19 protein-coding genes are annotated in these 19,477 nt (G+C 66.5%); 9 read left to right on the plus strand and 10 right to left on the minus strand.

What is annotated here, in order from left to right:
• Positions 1-21 precede the first annotated feature (21 nt).
• From ACQGNJ_RS17890 to ACQGNJ_RS17910, 5 genes are all read right to left on the minus strand, one after another.
• Complete coding sequence (locus tag ACQGNJ_RS17890; RefSeq protein ID WP_426690595.1) at positions 22-969, minus strand: c-type cytochrome; 948 nt, start codon at positions 967-969, stop codon at positions 22-24.
• Complete coding sequence (locus ACQGNJ_RS17895; protein ID WP_426690596.1) at positions 966-1,640, minus strand: c-type cytochrome; 675 nt, start codon at positions 1,638-1,640, stop codon at positions 966-968. Before ACQGNJ_RS17895 ends, ACQGNJ_RS17890 begins: the two co-directional genes overlap by 4 nt.
• Before the next feature lie 10 nt (positions 1,641-1,650).
• Positions 1,651-2,586 (minus strand): substrate-binding domain-containing protein, encoded by a 936-nt coding sequence (locus tag ACQGNJ_RS17900; protein ID WP_426690597.1) that lies wholly within the window; start codon positions 2,584-2,586, stop codon positions 1,651-1,653.
• A gap of 17 nt (positions 2,587-2,603) precedes the next feature.
• On the minus strand, positions 2,604-3,149 hold the full coding sequence (locus tag ACQGNJ_RS17905) for a DsrE family protein (protein WP_426690598.1): 546 nt from the start codon (positions 3,147-3,149) through the stop codon (positions 2,604-2,606).
• Positions 3,150-3,287: 138 nt separating this feature from the next.
• Positions 3,288-4,103, minus strand: a complete 816-nt coding sequence (locus tag ACQGNJ_RS17910) for an AraC family transcriptional regulator (protein WP_426690599.1) — start codon at positions 4,101-4,103, stop codon at positions 3,288-3,290.
• A gap of 229 nt (positions 4,104-4,332) precedes the next feature.
• Here ACQGNJ_RS17910 and ACQGNJ_RS17915 point away from each other — a divergent pair, with 229 nt between their 5' ends.
• The 5 genes from ACQGNJ_RS17915 (at position 4,333) to ACQGNJ_RS17935 (ending at position 9,527) form a co-directional block, all read left to right on the plus strand.
• Positions 4,333-4,599 carry a hypothetical protein gene (locus ACQGNJ_RS17915; protein WP_426690600.1) on the plus strand — a complete coding sequence of 89 codons (267 nt, stop codon included), beginning with the start codon at positions 4,333-4,335 and terminating at the stop codon, positions 4,597-4,599.
• 72 nt (positions 4,600-4,671) lie between these two features.
• A complete protein-coding gene (locus ACQGNJ_RS17920; RefSeq protein WP_426690601.1) occupies positions 4,672-5,157 on the plus strand; it encodes a MarR family winged helix-turn-helix transcriptional regulator in 486 nt (161 codons plus the stop codon).
• Positions 5,158-5,206: 49 nt separating this feature from the next.
• Positions 5,207-6,658 (plus strand): efflux transporter outer membrane subunit, encoded by a 1,452-nt coding sequence (locus ACQGNJ_RS17925; protein WP_426690602.1) that lies wholly within the window; start codon positions 5,207-5,209, stop codon positions 6,656-6,658.
• 9 nt (positions 6,659-6,667) lie between these two features.
• Positions 6,668-7,861: an efflux RND transporter periplasmic adaptor subunit gene (locus ACQGNJ_RS17930; RefSeq protein ID WP_426690603.1), complete on the plus strand. Its 1,194-nt coding sequence runs from the start codon at positions 6,668-6,670 to the stop codon at positions 7,859-7,861.
• Positions 7,862-8,000: 139 nt separating this feature from the next.
• Entirely contained in the window at positions 8,001-9,527 is a 1,527-nt protein-coding gene (locus tag ACQGNJ_RS17935) for a DHA2 family efflux MFS transporter permease subunit (RefSeq protein WP_426690604.1), read from the plus strand.
• A gap of 54 nt (positions 9,528-9,581) precedes the next feature.
• Here ACQGNJ_RS17935 and ACQGNJ_RS17940 read toward each other — a convergent pair whose 3' ends face one another.
• From ACQGNJ_RS17940 to ACQGNJ_RS17950, 3 genes are all read right to left on the minus strand, one after another.
• Positions 9,582-10,109 carry an acyloxyacyl hydrolase gene (locus ACQGNJ_RS17940; protein WP_426690605.1) on the minus strand — a complete coding sequence of 176 codons (528 nt, stop codon included), beginning with the start codon at positions 10,107-10,109 and terminating at the stop codon, positions 9,582-9,584.
• Between the two features lie 173 nt (positions 10,110-10,282).
• On the minus strand, positions 10,283-11,707 hold the full coding sequence (locus ACQGNJ_RS17945; RefSeq protein ID WP_426690606.1) for a M16 family metallopeptidase: 1,425 nt from the start codon (positions 11,705-11,707) through the stop codon (positions 10,283-10,285).
• A gap of 47 nt (positions 11,708-11,754) precedes the next feature.
• Positions 11,755-13,146 carry a M16 family metallopeptidase gene (locus ACQGNJ_RS17950; RefSeq protein WP_426690607.1) on the minus strand — a complete coding sequence of 464 codons (1,392 nt, stop codon included), beginning with the start codon at positions 13,144-13,146 and terminating at the stop codon, positions 11,755-11,757.
• Between the two features lie 146 nt (positions 13,147-13,292).
• Between ACQGNJ_RS17950 and ACQGNJ_RS17955 the strand changes: the two genes are divergently transcribed.
• The 3 genes from ACQGNJ_RS17955 to ACQGNJ_RS17965 all read left to right on the plus strand — a co-directional run bounded on the left by ACQGNJ_RS17955 (position 13,293) and on the right by ACQGNJ_RS17965 (position 15,716).
• Positions 13,293-13,892: a DUF2239 family protein gene (locus ACQGNJ_RS17955; protein ID WP_426690608.1), complete on the plus strand. Its 600-nt coding sequence runs from the start codon at positions 13,293-13,295 to the stop codon at positions 13,890-13,892.
• Between the two features lie 226 nt (positions 13,893-14,118).
• The gene (locus ACQGNJ_RS17960) at positions 14,119-14,310 is read left to right on the plus strand and encodes a CsbD family protein (RefSeq protein ID WP_426690609.1); all 192 of its coding nucleotides are present in this window, start codon (positions 14,119-14,121) and stop codon (positions 14,308-14,310) included.
• Between the two features lie 107 nt (positions 14,311-14,417).
• Complete coding sequence (locus ACQGNJ_RS17965; protein WP_426690610.1) at positions 14,418-15,716, plus strand: glycosyltransferase; 1,299 nt, start codon at positions 14,418-14,420, stop codon at positions 15,714-15,716.
• Positions 15,717-15,752: 36 nt separating this feature from the next.
• On the opposite strand, the gene olsF is transcribed toward ACQGNJ_RS17965, so the two are convergent.
• Positions 15,753-17,465: a bifunctional ornithine lipid synthase OlsF gene (gene olsF / locus ACQGNJ_RS17970; protein ID WP_426690611.1), complete on the minus strand. Its 1,713-nt coding sequence runs from the start codon at positions 17,463-17,465 to the stop codon at positions 15,753-15,755.
• A gap of 123 nt (positions 17,466-17,588) precedes the next feature.
• Between olsF and ACQGNJ_RS17975 the strand changes: the two genes are divergently transcribed.
• Positions 17,589-18,098, plus strand: a complete 510-nt coding sequence (locus tag ACQGNJ_RS17975) for a transposase (protein ID WP_426690612.1) — start codon at positions 17,589-17,591, stop codon at positions 18,096-18,098.
• 59 nt (positions 18,099-18,157) lie between these two features.
• On the opposite strand, the gene ACQGNJ_RS17980 is transcribed toward ACQGNJ_RS17975, so the two are convergent.
• Positions 18,158-18,460, minus strand: coding sequence for a hypothetical protein (locus tag ACQGNJ_RS17980; RefSeq protein WP_426690613.1), 303 nt, complete (start codon positions 18,458-18,460; stop codon positions 18,158-18,160).
• Positions 18,461-19,477: the final 1,017 nt, after the last annotated feature.

Below are 19,477 nucleotides of genomic sequence, written 5' to 3' on the forward strand. Positions count from 1 at the left end.
CGTGGCCTGCCAGCGCCGCACTCAGTGATTGGCTGGCGTGGCGCCCAGCAGATGGCCGTTGACGGTGGTGCCGTACAGCGACAGCGGCGTGTCGTGATACTTCTTGCGCGTCTGCGCCAGATTGCCGTCGTAGCGCGGGTCCTGCGGGCGCTCATGGGCGTTCATGAACATCGCCACGTCCCACGCGTCCTGGTCGCTCAAGGTGTCGCCGCGACTGAACGGCATGTTGGCCTTGATGAAGGCGGCGGCATTGTCGAGCTGGTGCATGCCGGCACCCCAGTTGAACGACTGCGGCCCCCACAAGGGCGGAAACACATTGCGGCCGGCGACCTGCTGGCCCTGGCCGTCGTCGCCGTGGCACAGCGCGCAATTCTTCTTGAATACCGTCTCGCCGCGCGCGTAGTCGGGTGGCTGCGGCGGCTTGAAGCCGTCTTTCGGATAGCCCGCGCCGGGCAGCTTCCCGCCCACGGGCGCGCCTTTGGCCATCCACCATGCATAGGTTTCCAGCGCCACCATTTCGGTGCTGTCCAGCGGCGGCGCCTTGCCGTTCATGCTGAAGCGGAAGCAGCCCTGCAGGCGCTCGCCGAAGGTATTCACCTTGCCGTTCTTCTTGCGGTATTGCGGATAGACGCCGTAGGCACCCCACAACGGCGCCGAGTTGGCCCGGCGCCCGGCATCCAGATGGCAGTTGCTGCAGCTCAGGCCGTTGCCGACATACGCCTTCGCGTGATTGGGGGTGTCGGTGAAGATGGCGCGGCCCTGGCGGATCACATCACCCAGCGGTCCGGCGGGAATCGCCGATTCGGCCGGCGGATGGAAGGTGGCTTGCGATGGCTTCGCGAGCGTCGTCGGCGTGAGCGCCGAAACGGCGGCAGCAGGCGCAGGCGCGCTGGCTTCCGCCGGCTTTTGCGAACAGCCAGCCACGGCCAGCGCGAACGCGATGGCGAGCGACGCGGGCAGATGCTTCATGGCGTGGCCTCCATCGCAGGCAGCGGTTGCGCGGCGAACCATGCCGCCACCGCCTGGATATCCTGCGCGGTGAGCGCGCTGGAAAGATGCTGCATCAGTTGCAACGGATCGTTGTGCCGCGTGCCGGCCTGCCAGGCCTTCAGTTGCGAGGCGACATACGCCGCGGGTTGCCCGGCCAGCGGCGGAAAACCCGCACCCACACCAACACCGCCCGGACCGTGGCATTGCACGCAGCCGGGTACATTGCGGCTCCAGTCGCCGCGCGTGGCCAGCAACGCACCGACGCTGTCGGCGGCCGGCATGGCGCTGGTCGGCGCAGCCAGCGCCGGCGGCAACGGCAACTGGCTGTAATAGCTCGCCATCGCCTGACGCTCATCGTCACTGAGCGCGGTGGCGATCGGTTGCATCAGCGGATTGCCGCGCGCGCCACTGGCGAAGTCGTCGAGTTGCTTGCGCAGATAGGCGGCGTTGAGTCCGGCCAGTCGCGGATAGCCGGCCGCGGCCTGGCCCGCGCCGTCAACTCCGTGACAAGCCATGCACGGCACCGCGCCCTTGCCGTTGCCGGATTGCGCGATCGCGCCAGCATCCACCGCCGGCGCCGCGGCCGAGGGCAGCGCAAGGCACGCCAAGCACAGCGCGGAGATCCATCGACGCAGGTGGGGCTTGCGCATCGCCAAAACCTCAGTGGGCGGGAAGGAAACCGTACTTGCGGTAGATCGCCGCGGCGGCCGGACTCTGCATGAAGGCCATGAAGTCTTTCGCGGCCTGCGCGTGCGGCGCGTTCTTCATGCGTGCAACGGTATAGGTCGCCACGGCATTCTGTGCGTCCGGGATCGCCACGGTCTCGACCGGGTGATGCAGGATCTGCTGCTGGAAATACGCCTCGGTCGACCATACCGGCGCTGCATCGGACTCGCCCTGCAGCACCCGCAGCGGCGACTGCCGGTGATGGATGCGGGTGAGGAAGGTGCTGCCGTCGGCGACCTTGGTCTGCATGATGGTGTGGTCGAGCGCCTCACCGCCGACTTTGCGATAGCTGGCCTCGATCTGTCTGGCGATGCCTTCCCAGGCCGGGTTCGGCATGCTCACCCGCACATCGCCACGACCGAGGTCGGCCAGCCCCGTGATGTGTTTCGGATTGCCCCTGGCAACCAGGATCGCCAGCGGATTGCGCGCGTAGTCGCAGGTGTCGGCGAACCAGCCGTGCTGCTTCTGCTTCTCGGCGACGGAGCCCTTGCCGGCCGTATAGACGTCCGGCTTGAGTGTGATGCGCAGATTGCCCATCACCAGCGAACCGCTCTCGATCTGCTTGGCCAGGATGCCCGGCGGCAGCGTTTCGACGAAGACGCGTTGGTACGCCGGATGCGCCTGCTTGAACGCATCCATCAGGTCATGCACCACCATGAACTGGTTGCCGGCGAAGAACACCACCAGTTGCGGATCGACGATATCGCCATGCAGGTCGGCGATCGCGTCGAACGGCGGCACGCTGAACTGCAAGCCCGCCGGCGGCGGATTCCATGGCGGCAGATAGTCGGGCCGGGTCGCCGCGCCGGCGACAAAGCTGATGGCGCAGCAGGCGGCGGCGAGCAACAGTCGTGGCAGGGCATGACGCATGATGACTCTCCTGGTGCTTACTGCGGGCTCAGCGCATAACCCTGCTGCTGCAGGTCGATGACCGTGGTCAGCCCGGACAATGCGACCGTGACCTGCGGATCGACCCAGTCGTACTGGAAGTCATGTTCGGCCACGGCCTGCGCGCACACCGCGATGTCCACGCCCGCCTTGCGCAGTTGCACAATCAGCGGCAGGTTCGGATTGGCCACGCCGTACTTCTTCCGATACTGCTCGTCGTTCAGGACGATCGGCGTGGCCGGACCGGCGGCAATCGCCACGAATTTCAGGTGCGACAGCGGCACCCCGGCGTTGACGTACAGGTTCACCGCGCGCGCCACGTGATCCAGCGACGGGCTCACGTCGGTGGGCTTGGCGCCCGCCTTGCCGAGGCTGAAGACGACTTTGTAGGTGGCCTGGCGATCCGGCTGATAGGCCGCCTGCGGCATCGGATGGATCTTGCCGGCGCCGTGGATCGTCGGAGTCTGCCAGAAATCGTCGGTGGCGGTGGCGGCGAGCGGAACCAGCATCAGCACAAACAGCGCGGACAACAGCGGACGGTTCATGACTTTCCTCGCAGGCAGCAACGCGGAATGGCGTACCTGCATGCTATGTCCACGCCACTGGACAAGCCAAGGGCGCATTTGCGATCGTGAGGATAAGCCGTGCTTATACGCGGCGCCTGCACCGATCGGGTCGTCCCCTCAGATCGGTGCCGGTCGCTGGGCAAAGTAGCGCGCCGGCGGCTGGCCAAAATTGCGCCGGAACATGGCCACGAAGGCGCTGACGCTGACATAGCCCAGCGCATCGGCCACTGCCGCCACCGGCATGCCTTCGGCCAGCCGCTCCAGCGCACGGGTCAATCGCGCCTGCTGCCGCCACTGCGCAAAGCTCAAGTCGGTTTCGGCGCGGAACAGCCGGCTGAGGCTGCGTGCCGACAGCCCGGCCCAGGCCGCCCATGCCTCCAGCCCGCGATTGTCATGCGGCTGTTCGAGCACCGCGTGGGCAATCCGCGACAGCCGCCGGTCGACCGGCATCGGCAGGTACAGCGCTTCATGCGGAGCGCGGCGCATCTCGTCCAGCAGCACCGCCATCACCCGCTCCTGCTCGTCGCTCAGCTCGTCGTGCCATGCCCATGAACTGGCCCGCCGGACCAGGGCGCGGGTGAGCTCGGTAACGCCGATCACGCAGGGGTGTTCGGGCAGGCCATGGTCGACGGCCGGCGTGATGAACAGGCCCCAGCCGCTCATCGGCCCACTGATGGTGACGGTATGCGGTTCACCCGGCGGCATCCAGCCGGCGCGATGCGGCGGCAACAGCCACGAGCCGTGTCGCGTATGCACCTGGATCAGACCGCTTTCGATGCAGAAGAACTGCCCGCGCACATGCTGGTGCCAGTCGTGGAAGTGGCTTTCTTCACCGTATTCGCTGGCCACCTCCTCACCCAGCCAGTAGGCGATCAGCGCGGGGCCGTCGGCGCGCTCGATCAGCTCGAACAAGGAGTCCTGACTCGACCTCATGGCCGGTTCTCGATAGAAATTGACTAAATAACGTTAACAGCTTGTGTCGATCTGCGCCTACGCTGTTCGACGTCCAGTGAGTGACCCCGGATTCCGCCGCTGCCACTGCTTGCGGCACCCACGCCCCACGGCGAACCGCCCTGCCACCGCCCGTCATGCGGAGCCGGAATCATGCATCCGCGCTGCCATCGTGCCGCGCAACGCCACCCACCGAACTTCGAGGTAATCCATGTCTTCGATCGAACTGCTGTCCAGCCAGCACGTGGCGGCTGATTCTCCGCTTGAGACCTTTGTGGCCTGCGCGCACCGGATGCTGGACCCGGCCACGCCGGAAGCCGCCCGCCGTGCGCTGGAACCGAGGCTGCTGGCACAGCTGCCTGCACTGCAGGCGCTGGGGGTGTTCGAACTGTTCAAGCTGCGCGACCCGGCCTTGCGCACCTGGCTGGCCGACGAGCTGGAAGCGTTGCGTTTCGACCCGGGAAGCGCGCCACGTTGATTTTGCCACGCCAAACATAAACAGCAACATATTTGCCTTGACAATTATCACTCGGGCAATAGAATGCCCGTCATGAATCGGATCCCCGCTACCGCCCAGCCTGCCCCCGACCTGCCCGCCGAAGCCGACCTGCCCAGCCTGGGCATGCTGCTCAGCATGGTGCGTGCCGAGATGGTCCGCGCGATCGAAGCCGAACTCGCCAGCCAGAACCTGGACCTGAGCTTCACCCAGTTCCTGATCCTGAAAAAGGCCCACCAGCTGGGCGCGGTGTCGGCCACCGAGCTGGCCCGCGCGGTGGAACTGGATGGCGGCGCGATGACGCGCCAGCTGGATCAGCTGGAGCGCAAGGGCCTGCTTCGCCGTACGCCGCATGCGCAGGACCGCCGCGCGCTGCGCATCGAACTGACCAATGACGGCAACCAGGTCTGGCGCGATACCGCATCGGTGTGCAGCCAGCGGGTGCTGAAGGCGGCCCAGCGCTCGATGACACCGACCGAGCAGGCCCGGCTGCACGACTACCTCGGACGCGTGTTGAGCGCGCTTCGCGACAAGAACTGATCGGCCCGTTTTTCCACCCCATCCCCGCCTCTTCCCCGGACTTCAACCCATGCGTCTGCACCTACTTGCGGCGGCTACCGCACTGACTCTGGCCTTGGCCGGCTGCGCCAGCAGCGGCGGCCTGCACCCGGACGGCACGCCGATCGATCCCTCCTCGTTGAAGGCCGACCGCAGCCTGGCCACCTTCTCCGCCGCCGCCTGGCCGGACACGGACTGGTGGACCGGGCTGGGCGATCCGCAGCTCGACGCGCTGATCGCCGAAGCGCTCAAGGACAACCCCGGCCTGGGCGTCGCCGACGCGCGCGCCCGCGCCGCGCAGGCCGAAGCCGGTGTTGCCGAAGCCGCGCGCAAGCCCAGCGTGAACGGTGGCGCCGCGGCCGCCGGCGCCCGGCCGCCGGCCGCGCTGCTCGGCGACAAGGCGCATTTCGCGCTGGCCAAGTACGGCTATGCCAGCTTCAAGTGGGATCTGGATCTGTGGGGCGGCAAGCGCGCGGCGTGGGAAGCGGCGGTGGGCCAGGCGCGCGCCGCCGAGGTCGATGCCCGCGCCGCACGCATCGAGCTTTCCGGCAACATCGCCCGGGCCTATGCGCAGCTTGGCTACGCGTTCACCCAGCAGGATCTGGCGGCCGGCGAACTGAAGCGCGCCAACCAGTCGCGCGAACTGACCCGCCAGCGCGTCGCCGCCGGCGTCGATAACCAGATCGCGCTGAAACAGGGCGACACCGAGGTGGCCACCGCCGAGCAGGACACGGCACGGGCGGCACGCGCGGTCGATGCCGCGCGCTCGTCGTTGTCGGTGCTGCTGGGCAAGGGCCCGGATCGCGGGCTGCAGATCGCCCGGCCGCGGTTGCTGAAGCCGGCCGAGCTGGCGGTGCCGTCGAACCTCCCGCTGGACCTGCTCGGCCATCGCGCCGACCTGGTCGCCGCGCGCTGGCGCGTCGAGGCGGCGAGCAAGGACATCAAGGTGGCAAAGACCGAATTCATGCCGAACATCAGCATCGGCGCGATGGCCGGCGTGATCAGCATGGGCGGCGGCAACCCGCTCAGCCTGGCGGGACGGTTCTACCAGTTCGGGCCATCGCTCAGCCTGCCGATCTTCGACGGCGGCAAGTTGCGCGCGAACCTGTCCGGCAAGGACGCGCAGTACGACATCGCGGTGGCGCAGTACAACCAGGCTCTGGTCGGCGCGCTCAACCAGGTTGCCGACGATCTGTCCGCGCTGCAATCGCTGCGCGATCAGCTGGCCGCACAGCAACGTGCGCAGACGGCCGCGCAGCAAGCCTGGGACCTGGCGCTGCAGCGCTACCAGGCCGGCATCGGCAGTTATCTGGAGGCGCTTGTCGTGCGCCAGCAACTGCTCGTCGCCAACACCGGCATGGCCGCGCTGCAGGCGCAGCAGGTCGACCTGTCGGTGCAGTTGATCCAGGCGCTCGGCGGCGGCTTCCAGCCGCAAGCCGATGCGCCAGCAGCATCCCCGTCTTCCACCCCTTCACATTCCTGAGGCAGCCCCATGTCCAGCCAGACTCCCACCGCGACCGAAACCACCCCGGTCGTCCCGCCACCGAAGAAGACCTCGCGCGGCCTGATGCTGCGCCTGCTCGGCGTGGTGGTGCTGCTCGGCATCGTCGCCTGGGCACTGTGGTATTTCCTTGATGGCCGCTGGTACGAAGGCACCGACGACGCCTACGTCAACGGCAACGTGGTGCAGATCACCCCGCAGGTGCCCGGCACCGTGGTCAGCATCGGCGCCGACGACGGCGACCTGGTGCACGCCGGCGACGTGCTGGTGCAGCTCGATCCCAGCGATGCCGACGTGGCGCTGGCCGAGGCGAAGGCCAACCTGGCCAACACCGTGCGCAAGGTGCGCGGCCTGTATTCCAGCGTCAACGGCGCACAGGCCGACGTGGCCCAGCGCAAGACCGCCGTCGACAAGGCGCGCGCCGATTACCACCGGCGTGTGGCGCTGGCCAAGTCCGGGGCAATCTCGACCGAGGAACTGGCCCATGCCAGCGACGCGCTGACCACCGCGGAAAGCGCGCTGATCACCGCGCAGCAGCAGTACCAGACCAGCAAGGTGCTGGTCGACGACACCGTGGTTGCCTCGCACCCCGATGTGCAGGTGGCTGCCGCGAAGCTGCGCGCCGCCTACCTCGACGATGCCCGTGCCAGCCTGGTCGCACCGGTGGACGGCTATGTGGCCAAACGCTCGGTGCAGGTCGGCCAGCGCGTGATGCCGGGCGCCGCACTGATGGCGGTGGTTCCGCTGCATGGCGTGTGGGTGGACGCGAACTTCAAGGAAACCCAGCTGACCAAAATGCGCATCGGCCAGCCGGTGGAGATCGAGTCGGACGTCTACGGCAGCTCGGTGAAGTACAAGGGCAAGGTGCAGAGCCTCGGCGTCGGCACCGGCAGCGCGTTCTCGCTGCTGCCGGCGCAGAACGCCACCGGCAACTGGATCAAGATCGTGCAGCGCATCCCGGTGCGCGTGGTGTTCGATGATCCGACCACCCTCGACAAGCACCCGCTGCGGCTGGGCATGTCGGTGACGGTGGACGTGAGCCTGCACGACCAGAACGGCCCCACCCTGGCGCAGCAGTCGCCGACCGAAGCCGCCTTCAGCACGGACGTCTACAAGCGGCAACTGGTCGCCGCCGATGCGGCGATCGCGCAGATCATCCACGCCAACATGGCCGGCAACAAATGAGGCCCCCTCCCCTGCTTGCAGGGGAGGGCTGGGGTGGGGTTGCTCTTGATCTTGATTGAAGATCAAAAGCTTTACCCCCTCCCGACCTCCCCCTGCCTTGCAGGGGGAGGAGCAGATCCCCCATCACTGATCGACACCGATGACCACCCAATTCCGCCCACCCAACCTGGCACTGAGCACGATCGGTCTGTCGCTGGCTACCTTCATGCAGGTGCTGGACACCACGATCGCCAACGTGTCGCTGCCGACCATCGCCGGCAACCTCGGCGTCAGCAACAACCAGAGCACCTGGGTGATCACCTCGTTCGCGGTGAGCATGGCGATCTCGCTGCCGCTGACCGGCTTCCTCACCCGCCGCTTCGGCGAGGTGAAGCTGTTCACCGCCTGCACGCTGCTGTTCGCGCTGACCTCGTTCATGTGCGGCGTGTCGCAGAGCATGGGCATGCTGATCCTGTTCCGCGCGCTGCAGGGCGCGGTGGCCGGACCGATGTACCCGATCACGCAGAGCCTGCTGATCGGCATCTACCCGCCGGCCAAGCGCGGCATGGCGCTGGCGCTGCTGGCGATGGTGACGGTGGTGGCGCCGATCGCCGGCCCGATCCTCGGCGGCCTGATCACCGACAATTATTCGTGGCCGTGGATCTTCTTCATCAACGTGCCGATCGGCATCTTCGCCAGCATGGTGGTGGCCAATCAGCTGCGCGGGAAAGTGGAGAAGACCGAACGGCCGAAGATCGACTACGTCGGCCTGATCACCCTGATCATCGGCGTGGGGGCGTTGCAGATCGTGCTGGACAAGGGCAACGACGAGGACTGGTTCAATTCCACCTTCATCATCGTCACCAGCATCATCTCGGCGGTCAACATCGCGATCTTCCTGATCTGGGAGCTGACCGACAAGGATCCGATCGTCGATCTCAAGCTGTTCCGCCACCGCAACTTCACCGCCGGCACGATCGCGCTGATCCTGGCCTACGCCGCGTTCTTCTCGATCGGCCTGCTGGTGCCGCTGTGGTTGCAGCGCAACCTCGGCTACACCTCGACCTGGGCCGGTTACGCCACCGCGCCGCTGGGCATCATTCCGGTGCTGCTGACCTTCTTCGTGGGCAAGTACGCCACCAAGGTCGACCTGCGCCTGCTGGCGTCGGTGGCGTTCGTGGTGATGGGCATGACCTGCTTCATGCGCTCGGATTTCTTCATCGGCATCGACTTCTACCACGTGGCGATGGTGCAGCTGTGGCAGGGCCTGGGCGTGGCGTTGTTCTTCATGCCGATCCTGACCATCCTGCTGTCCGATCTGCAGCAGAACGAGATCGCCGCCGGTTCGGGACTGGCCACCTTCCTGCGCACGCTGGGCGGCAGTTTTTCCGCCTCGATCACCACCTTGCTGTGGGAACGCCGCGCGGTAAGCCACCACGAGCAACTGGCCGAACACATCACCGCGTACGACCCCACCACCCAGGCGGCGATGACCCAGCTTGGCCACGGCGATACGCAAACCGCCGGCAGCCTGATCAACAACATGATCACCCAGCAGGGTTACCAGATCTCGTTCAACGAGGTGTTCCACGCGCTGGGCTGGATCTTCATCGGCCTGGTCTTCGTGATCTGGCTGGCCAAGCCGCCGTTCAGCGCCAAGGCCGGTCCGGCCGCCGGCGGCCACTGACCGCTCCATCCGATTGCACGAAAACGGCCCTGACGGGGCCGTTTTCGCAAGCGCTCAAGGTTCGAAAGCGAGACCAACCACCGCCATCGTCTCGCCGCGGTTCGGGCCGTTCAGGCCGCCGTTCGAGACATGCCGGATCGCCACGCTGAAATGCTTCGCCTGCCAGCCCAGGGTGCTGACAAACTGGTAGTGGCCGGACAGCGCCTGGGTCGCGTGGTTGGTGGCCGCAAGCTGGAAGCTCACGAACAGCGGCTGATACCAGTCGCCGGCAGCGCCCCGATGCACCCGCACACCGGCCGCCAGCAAGGCCACCGACTGACGGGTGGGATAGCGGTTGTAGTCGTAGCGGCTCAGGTCACGCCCGTCGATCCAGCCCAGTGACACGTCGGGCGACCAGCTGTAACGCGTCTGAGCAAGCGCCCGTGGCGCGAACACCGCCTCCACGAAGGCCGCGTTGCTGCCGTAGCTGTCCATGTAGCTGCGCCCGGCCTGGACTTCGACCCGGGTGGCGGCGCTGGCGGGCACGGCAACGGCGACCAGGCCGAGCGCCGCGATGCAACGGAGGAGAACAGGAAGGGACATGGCGCTCTCGCGAGGAATGAGGTCGATCGTGAATTAATGTACCAGCAAGTTTATCTACACCGTTGCGCCCCGACTTCACTCTTTTGGGTGCATTTCGCGAACACGGTGTTTCGGCCGGCCACAAAAAACCCCGGCACGATGGCCGGGGTCGGGTGAATGCCGGGTCGAGACGGCTATTTTTTTGCGGCCCCCGGTTGCAGGCTCGCGCTGTCCAGGTCCAGTGCAGTCGAGGGCAGCAGCACGGCCTGCGGATGCGCACGGCGGATGTCGGCGGCGAATTTCGAGGCATCGCCCACCACCACCACGGTGCCGGCATCCGCGCCGAGGTATTTGTCGGCGTACTTCTCGATCTGCTTCGGCGTCACCGCCTGTACCTGGGCGATGTATTTGCCGATCTCGTCCAGGGGAACGCCATACACCGCCAGCTCGCCCACCTGCTCGGCCAGCCCGGCGGTGGTTTCCAGGCTGCGGCCGTAGCCGCCGATCAGGGTGGCCTTGCGCGCGGCCAGCTCCTCGGCGGAAACCCGCGTACCGCCGAGTCGCTTGAACTCGCCCAGCATCAGTTCGACCACCTGCGGCGCGGACGGGTTCTTGGTCTGCGCCGAGGCCAGCCACATGCCAGCCGTGCGCAGCGGCGCCAACCGGCTGCTGGCGCCGTAGGACAGGCCGCGCTTGATGCGGATCTCCTCGTTCAGTCGTGCCGAATACGAGCCACCGAGCACCGCGTTGGCCACTGTGCCGACGTAGTAGGCCCGGTCGGCGCGCGACGGTGCCGGATACGCGGCCACCACGCCGGCCTGACCGGCGCCGTGCTGGTCGATCAGCAGCACCGGCGGAAGCTGGCTCGCACGCAAGCCTACCGGCGGCGTCGGCAGTGCTGTCGCCGGCTTCTTCCAGTCGCCGAAGCTGGCCTGTGCCAGCTGCCGGGCCTGGGCCGGGGTGATGTCGCCGGTCAGCACCAGGATCGCGTTGTCCGGGCGGAACAGCGCGGCGTGCAAGCGCTGCACATCGCTGCGCGTGATGCGCGGAATCGAGTGCGGCGTGCCGCTGCGCGAGTGGCCGTAGGCACCGTCGCCGAACACGCCGCGACTGGCGGCAAACGACGCCAGCGTGGTCGGCTGGCTCAGCATCAGGTGCAGGTCGTCCAGCGCCTGCGTCTGCGAGCGCTTCAGTTCGGCTTCGCTGAAGTCCGGCTGGCGCACCACCTCGGCCAGCAGGCCCAGCGCCTGCGGCAGTTTCGGCGTGGTCACGGTGATGCCTACCGCGCTCTCGTCCCAGCCGGCGCTGGCGCCGAGCGAACCGCCCAGCGCCTCGGCCGCGGCGGCGATCTGCGGCGCGGTCTTGCCGGCGGCGCCCTTGGTCAGCAGGTTGGCGGTGAGGTTGGCCAGTCCGGCCAGTGGCGGCGGATCCATCTCGCCACCACTGCGCACCACCAGCTGGGCGGTGACCAGCGGCAGCCCGGCGCGACGCACGCTGATCACGCGCAGGCCGTTGGCCAGCATCTGCGACGACGGCGTCGGTACGGTCAGTTTCGGCGCCGGGCCCGGTGCCGGCGGCGTGGCCGGGAAGTCGGTGGCCAGCGTGCTACCGGCAGCCATGAGCGCAGCCGTAAAGACGGCCAAATGCAAGATCTTCGTCGAACGGCTCATTTCGCTGCTCCCTTGGCGGCGACCGGCGCGGCGGCAGCCTGCGGCAGGTAGTCGATGGTGACGCTGTGCGCGCCGGTGAGGTATTTCTGCAACACCCGATGCACGTCCTGCTCGGTGACCTGCTGCAAGGCCGCCAGGTCGGTGTTGACGCGTTCCGGATTGCCGTCGATCAGGCTGGCCTGCCCCAGTGCGAAGGCCAGCCCCTGCGCGGTCTGGCGCTGCTTCAGTTCGGCGGTAAGCAGCTGGGTCTTGACCTTGTCCAGTTCGGCGGCGGGGATCGGCTGGGTCGCCAGCCAGATGATTTCCTCATGCAGCAGCTTCGCCGCCTCGGCCGGCTGGTGGCCACTGGCGAGGATCGCGTAGGCGGTGAACAGACCCGGGCCGACCCGACCATCGGCGTCGGCGCCGGCTTCCTGCGCCACCTGATGGCGATACACCAGCGACTGGTACAAGCGCGAGGAATCGCCCTGCGACAGCAGCGCGGCCGCAACCTTCAGCGGAATGCTGTCGGCACTGTCGGACGCCGGCGGGATCAGCCAGGTGATCGCCACGGCGGGCAGCGGCGCGGTGTCGCTGGTGAGCGTGTAGTGCAGGTCCTTCTTGCGCACCGGCTCCTGCGCGGTGACCTGCGGCACCGGCGTGGCCGGTTTCGGCATCCAGCCGAAGTACTGGTCGACCCAGGCATCGAGCTGCTTCGGATCGAAATCGCCGGCGACGATCAGGGTGGCGTTGTCCGGACGATAGAAGGTGTTGTGGAACGCGATCACGTTCTGCAGCGACGCCGCCTCAAGATCCTCGATGCTGCCGATGGTCGGGCGCTGGTACGGATGCACGGTGTACGACTTCGGATCGATCGCGTTGAACAGCTTGCCGTACGGATTGGCCAGCACGCTCTGGCGGTATTCCTCCTCCACCACGGCGCGCTCGGACTTGAAGTTCGCCTCGTCCACGTTGAGGTTGGACAGCCGTTCGGCCTCGGCCCACAACAGGGTCTGCAGGTGGTTGCTGGGCACCACCTCGAAATAGTTGGTGACGTCGTCGCCGGTGGAGGCGTTGTTGTTGCCGCCCACGTCCTCGGTCAGCCGGTCGAACTGCTCGGCGTGCATGTGCCTGGTGCTCTTGAACATCAGGTGCTCGAACAGATGGGCGAAACCCGAGCGGCCCTGCGGGTCATCCTTGGAGCCGACGTGGTACCACATCTGCACCGCCACATTGGGGCTGGCGTGATCCTCCACGCTGATCACCTGCAAGCCGTTCGGCAGGGTCCGCTGGTGGTACGGGATCGGCGGGATCGCGAGTTGCTCCGCCCTGGCGGGAGGCGACATCGCCATGGCGGCGAACAGGCTGATTGAAACCATCAAGGTGGCCGAACGCAGACGCTTGGTCATCCGTAGTCCTTTCGGGTGGAAAGGATCAACCATAGCAAGCCGGGCACCACTGGCGGAACGCCGCTGCCCGGAAGTTTTTACCCGGGCAATATTGACTGATGTTTTGATCCGGGTATTATTCGCGCACTAATCACCCGGGTAAAACCATGTCACCGCTCCCCACCACCTCATGCATCGCCTTCGATGGCCAAAAGCGTCTTGCCAGCGGCGCGGTTGCCGACGTCGCGCGCGCCGCCAAACAGGCGCTCGATGACGGCGTGGCGGGACCCTTGCTGATCCTCGACGAGCATTCGAGTCGTCCGCTGGAAATCGACTTCCGCGGCAGCGTCGACGACGTGCTGGCGCGTCTTGCGCCCGACGCCGCGACCGAGCCGGCCAGTCGCGGACCCGGCCGCCCGAAGCTGGGCGTGGTGCCGCGCGAAGTCACCCTGCTGCCGCGCCACTGGGACTGGCTGGCCCAGCAACCGGGCGGCGCCTCGGCAGTGTTGCGGCGGCTGGTCGAGCAGTCCATCCGCCAGGGTGGGGTGAAGGAACGCGCACGCCAGGCGGTCGATTCGGTCGACCGCTTCATGCGCGTGATGGCCGGCGACGCACCCGGCTACGAAGAAGCCTCGCGGGCGTTCTATCGGGGCGAGCGCGAGAACTTCCACACACTGATCGAGCACTGGCCCGCCGACATTCGGACTCATCTGCAACAGCTGGCGGCGATCGCCTGGGATGAACAGGCGGACGCGGCCTCGCCATGACGCCACGTACATCTCCCGGGACTAGCCGTATCGGCCGCTGCGCGGCTCGCGAAAGACGCAACCCGGTCTGCGCCTCACCGCCTACCATCGACTCGCTGCGCAGCCGGCGCTGCTGAACGCCAAGATGTCAACGTGGCACCCACGTCGGCGTCACGACCTGGCCACTCGTGGACCGCTAGAACAGGTGTCGTCTGCGATCACGCAGTCGAGCATCTGGAGAACACACGTGGACAAGAATCGTACCGAAGGCACCAAACACGAAGTGAAGGGCGCCATCAAGGAAACCGTGGGCAAGGTCACCGGCAATGTCGGCAAGCAGGTCGCGGGGAATGTCGAGAAGAACGCCGGCAAGCTGCAGCATGCCGTGGGCAAGGCGACCGACGAACAGCGTGAAGCCGACAAGAAGCGTCGCCCGTAAGCGGCGGCAACCGTTTCGACCGGAACGGCCGCACCTGACAGGGTGCGGCCTTTTTTCCGGGACAGTGGCAGGATGGATTGCCACGCCCCCGAACCTGCATGGAAGTCATGCCCAGAACCGTGCATAACGCCCGCATCGTCTTCGCTACCGTGGGTTCGCTCGGCGACCTGTTCCCGTTCCTCGCCGTCGGACAGGAACTGCGGCGACGTGGCCACCGCGTCACCATCGCCACCCATGCGGTGCACCAGCTTCCGGTGGAACAAGCCGGACTTGGCTTTGCCAACGCCAGCGGCATGACCGAGCCGGAAGATCGCGAGGCCTTCGTGGCGCAGGCCTTTCATCCCTGGCGCGGACCACGCTTCGTCGTGCATGACGTGGCGGCGCTCGACGTGCGCGCCAGCTACGACAAGCTGCTGCCGTTGTGTGCGGACGCCGATCTGCTGGTCACCAGCACGCTCGCCTTCGCGGCGCAGATCATCGGCGAACAGGCTGAGGCCGCCGGCCGGCTGCCCTGGTTGTCGGCGGTACTGGCACCGGCAGGATTTCTTTCCGCCAGCGACCCGCCCGCCTCCGGCATGCGCGCGCTCGACCGTTTCCTGCGCAGCTCGCCGCAACGCGGCCGCTGGTTGTCGCGCATCGCCACGCGCATCAGCCATCCATGGACCGCGCCGGTGCGTGCGCTGCGGCGTGAACTGGGCCTGCCGCCGCAATCGCCGCTGGGCGATCCGTTCCATCGCGGCCAGCACGCACCGCGTGGCGTGCTGGCGCTGTTCTCGCCGCTGTTCGGCCGGCCGCAGCCGGACTGGCCGGCCAACGTCACCCTCACCGGTGCCGCACGCTACCCGCAGGTCGTCGTCCGCGATCCTGCCTTGCAGGCCTTTCTCGATGACGGCCCCGCGCCGATCGTGTTCACCCTTGGCTCGGCCGCCGTGCACGCCAACGCCAGCTTTCTGCGCGAAAGCGCCAGGGCGGCGCAACAACTCGGCCAGCGCGCCGTACTGCTGACCGGTTCGGCGGAAATGCGCGCGCGCCTGCCGCGCGATCTTCCCGCGACCATCCACTGCACCGACTACGCCGCGCACGCCGAGCTGTTCCCGCGTGCCGCCGTCATCGTCCATCACGGCGGCATCGGCACCAGCAGCGAAGCGCTGCGCAGTGGCCGACCGACACTGGTGGTGCCGCACGGCTTCGACCAGCCCGACAATGCCGCGCGACTGCAGCGGCTGGGCGTGGCCGAAATCCTCCCGGCCAGACGCTACCGGGCCGATCGCGCTGCCCAGCGGCTGCAGCCGCTGTTGCACGACCCGGACTACGTGAACAACGCAGCCCGGGTCGCACTGGCGATGCGCGATGAGAACGGCGCTGCACGCGCCGCCGATGTCATCGAGGCTGCGCTGCGGAAATAGCGGCGCGCGGATTGTGCGGGGCCGAGCGCGCCCGGCTCAGGCCGCCTTGCCCAGATAACGTGCCCGCTTGGCCGGCTTGAGCGCCGCCAGATCCAGCATCACCAGCCCATCGACGCAGCCGGAGAAGCCGGGGTCCTCGCCGAAGTCGAGGAACTGCACCCCCGACGGTTCGACCAGGTCGACATACTGGCGATACAGCACCGGCAGGCTGACGCCCAGCGCATCCAGGTGATGTTTCAGCTTGCCCAGGCCAGCGGGTGCATCCAGGCCTGCCACGGCCTGCCGCACGCCGCGGGTCACTTCGGCGGAAATCACGAACGGCTGCCTGGCCGCCGCCAGCCCTGGTGCGCCGAAATAGTGCTGGTGCGCGGCCGCAATCCACTCGCGCGCCTCGCGCGGCAGGCTCACCGACATGCTCACCGGGCCGAACAGGTGGCGCAGTTCGGGATGGCGCTGCAGGTACAGGCCGATGCCCTGCCACAGCTGGTCCAGTGCGCGCGAGCGCCAGTACGCCGGCGCAATGAAGCTGCGCCCCAGCTCCAGCCCCTGCGCCAGCCGCGACTCCAGCGCCGGCGAATAGTGGAACAGGCTGGAGGTATACAGACCCTCCAGGCCGCGCTCGGCCAGCAACCGCTGGCCGTGGCCAAGACGATAGGCGCCGGCGATGCGCAGCAGCCTGGGATCCCACAGCACCAGGTGCTCGTAGTGCGGATCGAAGGCGTCCAGATCGCGGCGTGCACCGACGCCCTCGCCGACCTTGCGGAAGGTCAGCTCGCGCAGGCGGCCGATCTCGCGCAGCACCACGCTGTTGGCCGCGCCCTGCAGCAACAACACCTGCTTGCCATCATTGAGCTCGGCCAGCATCTCGGCCTGCGCCAGCTCGGCGGCCACCTGCCCGGCCGGCTCCGGATGCGCCAGCGGCGCCTGGCCACCGAAGATCAGCCCGCGATGCCGACCCACCCGATACACATGCCGCCGCATCAGCTTGGCCGCCTGCGCCGGCGAACCGCCGCTGCGTTGCTGAAGCTCGCTCGCGGCGACCAGCGCACCGATGCTGAAGCCGATGCGCCGGCTGCCGCGCGCCACCGCCTCGCGCGGCAGCATTGCCGTGCTCAGCGGCTTGGCCAGCATCGACACGCCATAGAACATCGTCGAATTGCGCGCGGCGACATGCACCGGCAGCACCGGCACCTGGCGCCGCAGCGACAAGCGCGCGAAGCCGTCCGACCAGCGTCCGTCGCGCACGCCATCGGCGCGCATCCGCGAGACCTCGCCGGCGGGAAACACGATCAGCGCCTGGCCCTCGTCGAGTGCGCGGTAGATACCACGCAACCGCGACGCACCACCCTTGCCGAACACGTCCACCGGCAGCAGCAGCTTGCCGAGCTGCGGCACCGTCGCCAGCCAGTCATTGCCGAGGATGCGCACGTCCGGCCGCACCGAACCGATCAGCTGCAGCAGCGCCAGCGCGTCCTGCATGCCCAGCGGATGATTCGCCACCACCAGCAGCGGGCCGTCCAGCGGAATGTGTTCGCGCTCGCGCAGGTTGAGGTGATAGCTGGTGCCCAGCACGTCAAGCACGCGCTCGACGAAATCAAACCCCTCCGCGCTGCCGACCCGCTGCAACACGCGGTTGAAGCCGTCCTCGTCCGCCAGCCGCCCGAGCATGCCCGACACCGGGCGCCGGATGGCGGGGTACTGCGCAAGCCAGGGCAGGCGCTCGACCAGAGACTGCTCGATACTCAGCATGGCGGTGTCCTCGAATCGACTGCCGCCATGCTGCAGGGGGAATGTGACAATCGGTCGAGGTGATCGGGCCTGCAGATGTGACGTCTAAAAGGGGACGGAGGCCTCCGTCCCTGAGGTTTCCCCGTGCATGCCAAGCCACCGAAGGGACGCAAACAACGCAATCGTCAGGGTGTGCCCTCGCGCACCAAGAAGAGTAAGCAGAACGCGGCGCGTGAGCGGGAGCCATGGCTCCTCGTCGCTTCACCGGCACTGAGTCACTTGAGTGCCCGACAGATAGTCGCGCTGTATGCGCGACGCATGCAGATCGAACTGTCTTTCCGGGATCTCAAATCCCACCGCTACGGTCATGCCTTTGAAGACAGCCTGACCCGCAAGGACAAGCGCATCGAAGTGTTGCTGTTGCTCCACACGATGGCAGCCTTCGCCAGCTGGCTGGTCGGCATGGCTTGCGAAACCGCAGGGATAGATCAATGGCTGGCGCCGTTTCGATCCAAGCGACGGCTGTACTCGATCATGCGGCTGGGCCGTGAGGCGCTGCTGCGACGATGGTCAAACGCCAGGCTCGAAGAGCTCATGGAGCAGATACGAAAGCCATCTCCGGCACTGCTCGATCAAATGCCTGTGGCAGCATGAAAACGTGGGGAAACCTCAGACCCCGTCCCCTTTTTCGGACGAAGAAGCTCACGCAACGCTCACCCCACAACACCTTCACCAACGATTCTATCGAACTCGAGAATAAGAAATTTCTCGCCAATATTGAACATTGGGATGCGCTCGGGCTGGACGATCATTATCTTTGCTTTACCGGAGCAACCCGGCATAAGAGCACTATCTTCAATCAAGGAAATCCCGCAGATACTTATTCCTCCACCCAAGATGATATGCGGACGATATGAATATGCCTGATAGGCAACCACGGGTTTTTCGCGCCCGCCTTGGGAGGTGGGACGAAGATACAAATTTGTTTCAAACGTAATGGAACTCACATCCTTCATTTTACTGGCCTTATTCCGTAGGACCTAGCCTCATAGTTAAGTATGGGCAACTGCTCCGGCAAAACAATTACCGAATATGACTTATCTGGCGGAGCGTCCAGAATTTAAGGGGACGGAGGTAATTAAACACGGCCCCACCTACTCATGATCGGCGCCATCACAGGCAGACCGTCCAAGCCTACAACCTCACGCTGGCAGCCGGTTCTTTGATTGAGATTGCAGAATGCCCCGCCTGCCGTGGCTCGAACTGCCCGGAACTCCGTTGCAGGTGACCCAGCGGGGCTTGAATCGAGGCGCCATCTTTCTGGACGATCAGGACCGGCACCACTTTCGCCGTCTCTTGCACGAAGCCTGCCGCAAGCATGCTGTCCACGTGCATGCCTTCGCGTTGATTTCCACCTGCTGCTCACCTCGCCACAACCCAGCGCCTTGTCCCGCGCCATGCGCGCCGTCGGCCAGAACTACGTCCAGGCGTTCAACTACCGCCATGCGCGCTGCGGCATGCTTTGGCAATGCCGATTCAAATCCTGTCTGGTTGATACCCCCTTCGTGCCGCCATGACCACCCGTCCGCAGGACTATCGCTGGTCAAGCGTCCACATGCACAATTTAAGGGGACGGAGGTAATTAAACACGGCCCCACCTACTCATGACCGACACCATCGCCGGCAGACCGGCTTAGCCTACAACCTCACGCCGGCAGCCGGTTCGTTGATTGAGATTCCCGAATGCCCCGCCTGCCGCGACTCGGGCTGCCCGGCATTCCGTTGCACGTGACCCAGCGGGGCGTGAATCGAGGCGCCATCTTCCGACGATCAGGATCGGCACCACGTTCGCCGTCTCTCGCGCGAAGCTTGCCGCTGAATAAAGCGGAGGTGGCTAATTAAGCCCGGCAGGTGGCTCGTTTTGCTAGGCGACGAACGAATTCAATTAGCCACGTCACCTTTAATTGACGCAGGCATCGCGCCGGAAGACCTGCAACACCTCCGCACGTATGCCAGCCAGGAGCGTGCATTCG

It is taken from the genome of Rhodanobacter ginsengiterrae (assembly GCF_050026815.1).
Lineage (GTDB): Bacteria > Pseudomonadota > Gammaproteobacteria > Xanthomonadales > Rhodanobacteraceae > Rhodanobacter > Rhodanobacter ginsengiterrae.

Bases quoted from the DNA above. Each gene is read 5' to 3' on its own strand.
- ACQGNJ_RS17925 (WP_426690602.1), top strand. From the start codon at position 5,207: ATGCGTCTGCACCTACTTGCGGCGGCTACCGCACTGACTCTGGCCTTG.
- ACQGNJ_RS17890 (WP_426690595.1), bottom strand. From the start codon at position 969: ATGAAGCATCTGCCCGCGTCGCTCGCCATCGCGTTCGCGCTGGCCGTG.
- ACQGNJ_RS17940 (WP_426690605.1), bottom strand. From the start codon at position 10,109: ATGTCCCTTCCTGTTCTCCTCCGTTGCATCGCGGCGCTCGGCCTGGTC.
- ACQGNJ_RS17935 (WP_426690604.1), top strand. From the start codon at position 8,001: ATGACCACCCAATTCCGCCCACCCAACCTGGCACTGAGCACGATCGGT.
- ACQGNJ_RS17905 (WP_426690598.1), bottom strand. From the start codon at position 3,149: ATGAACCGTCCGCTGTTGTCCGCGCTGTTTGTGCTGATGCTGGTTCCG.
- ACQGNJ_RS17965 (WP_426690610.1), top strand. From the start codon at position 14,418: ATGCCCAGAACCGTGCATAACGCCCGCATCGTCTTCGCTACCGTGGGT.
- ACQGNJ_RS17955 (WP_426690608.1), top strand. From the start codon at position 13,293: ATGTCACCGCTCCCCACCACCTCATGCATCGCCTTCGATGGCCAAAAG.
- ACQGNJ_RS17930 (WP_426690603.1), top strand. From the start codon at position 6,668: ATGTCCAGCCAGACTCCCACCGCGACCGAAACCACCCCGGTCGTCCCG.
- ACQGNJ_RS17895 (WP_426690596.1), bottom strand. From the start codon at position 1,640: ATGCGCAAGCCCCACCTGCGTCGATGGATCTCCGCGCTGTGCTTGGCG.
- ACQGNJ_RS17910 (WP_426690599.1), bottom strand. From the start codon at position 4,103: ATGAGGTCGAGTCAGGACTCCTTGTTCGAGCTGATCGAGCGCGCCGAC.
- ACQGNJ_RS17950 (WP_426690607.1), bottom strand. From the start codon at position 13,146: ATGACCAAGCGTCTGCGTTCGGCCACCTTGATGGTTTCAATCAGCCTG.
- ACQGNJ_RS17915 (WP_426690600.1), top strand. From the start codon at position 4,333: ATGTCTTCGATCGAACTGCTGTCCAGCCAGCACGTGGCGGCTGATTCT.
- ACQGNJ_RS17920 (WP_426690601.1), top strand. From the start codon at position 4,672: ATGAATCGGATCCCCGCTACCGCCCAGCCTGCCCCCGACCTGCCCGCC.
- ACQGNJ_RS17980 (WP_426690613.1), bottom strand. From the start codon at position 18,460: ATGAAGGATGTGAGTTCCATTACGTTTGAAACAAATTTGTATCTTCGT.
- ACQGNJ_RS17945 (WP_426690606.1), bottom strand. From the start codon at position 11,707: ATGGCTGCCGGTAGCACGCTGGCCACCGACTTCCCGGCCACGCCGCCG.
- ACQGNJ_RS17900 (WP_426690597.1), bottom strand. From the start codon at position 2,586: ATGCGTCATGCCCTGCCACGACTGTTGCTCGCCGCCGCCTGCTGCGCC.
- olsF (WP_426690611.1), bottom strand. From the start codon at position 17,465: ATGCTGAGTATCGAGCAGTCTCTGGTCGAGCGCCTGCCCTGGCTTGCG.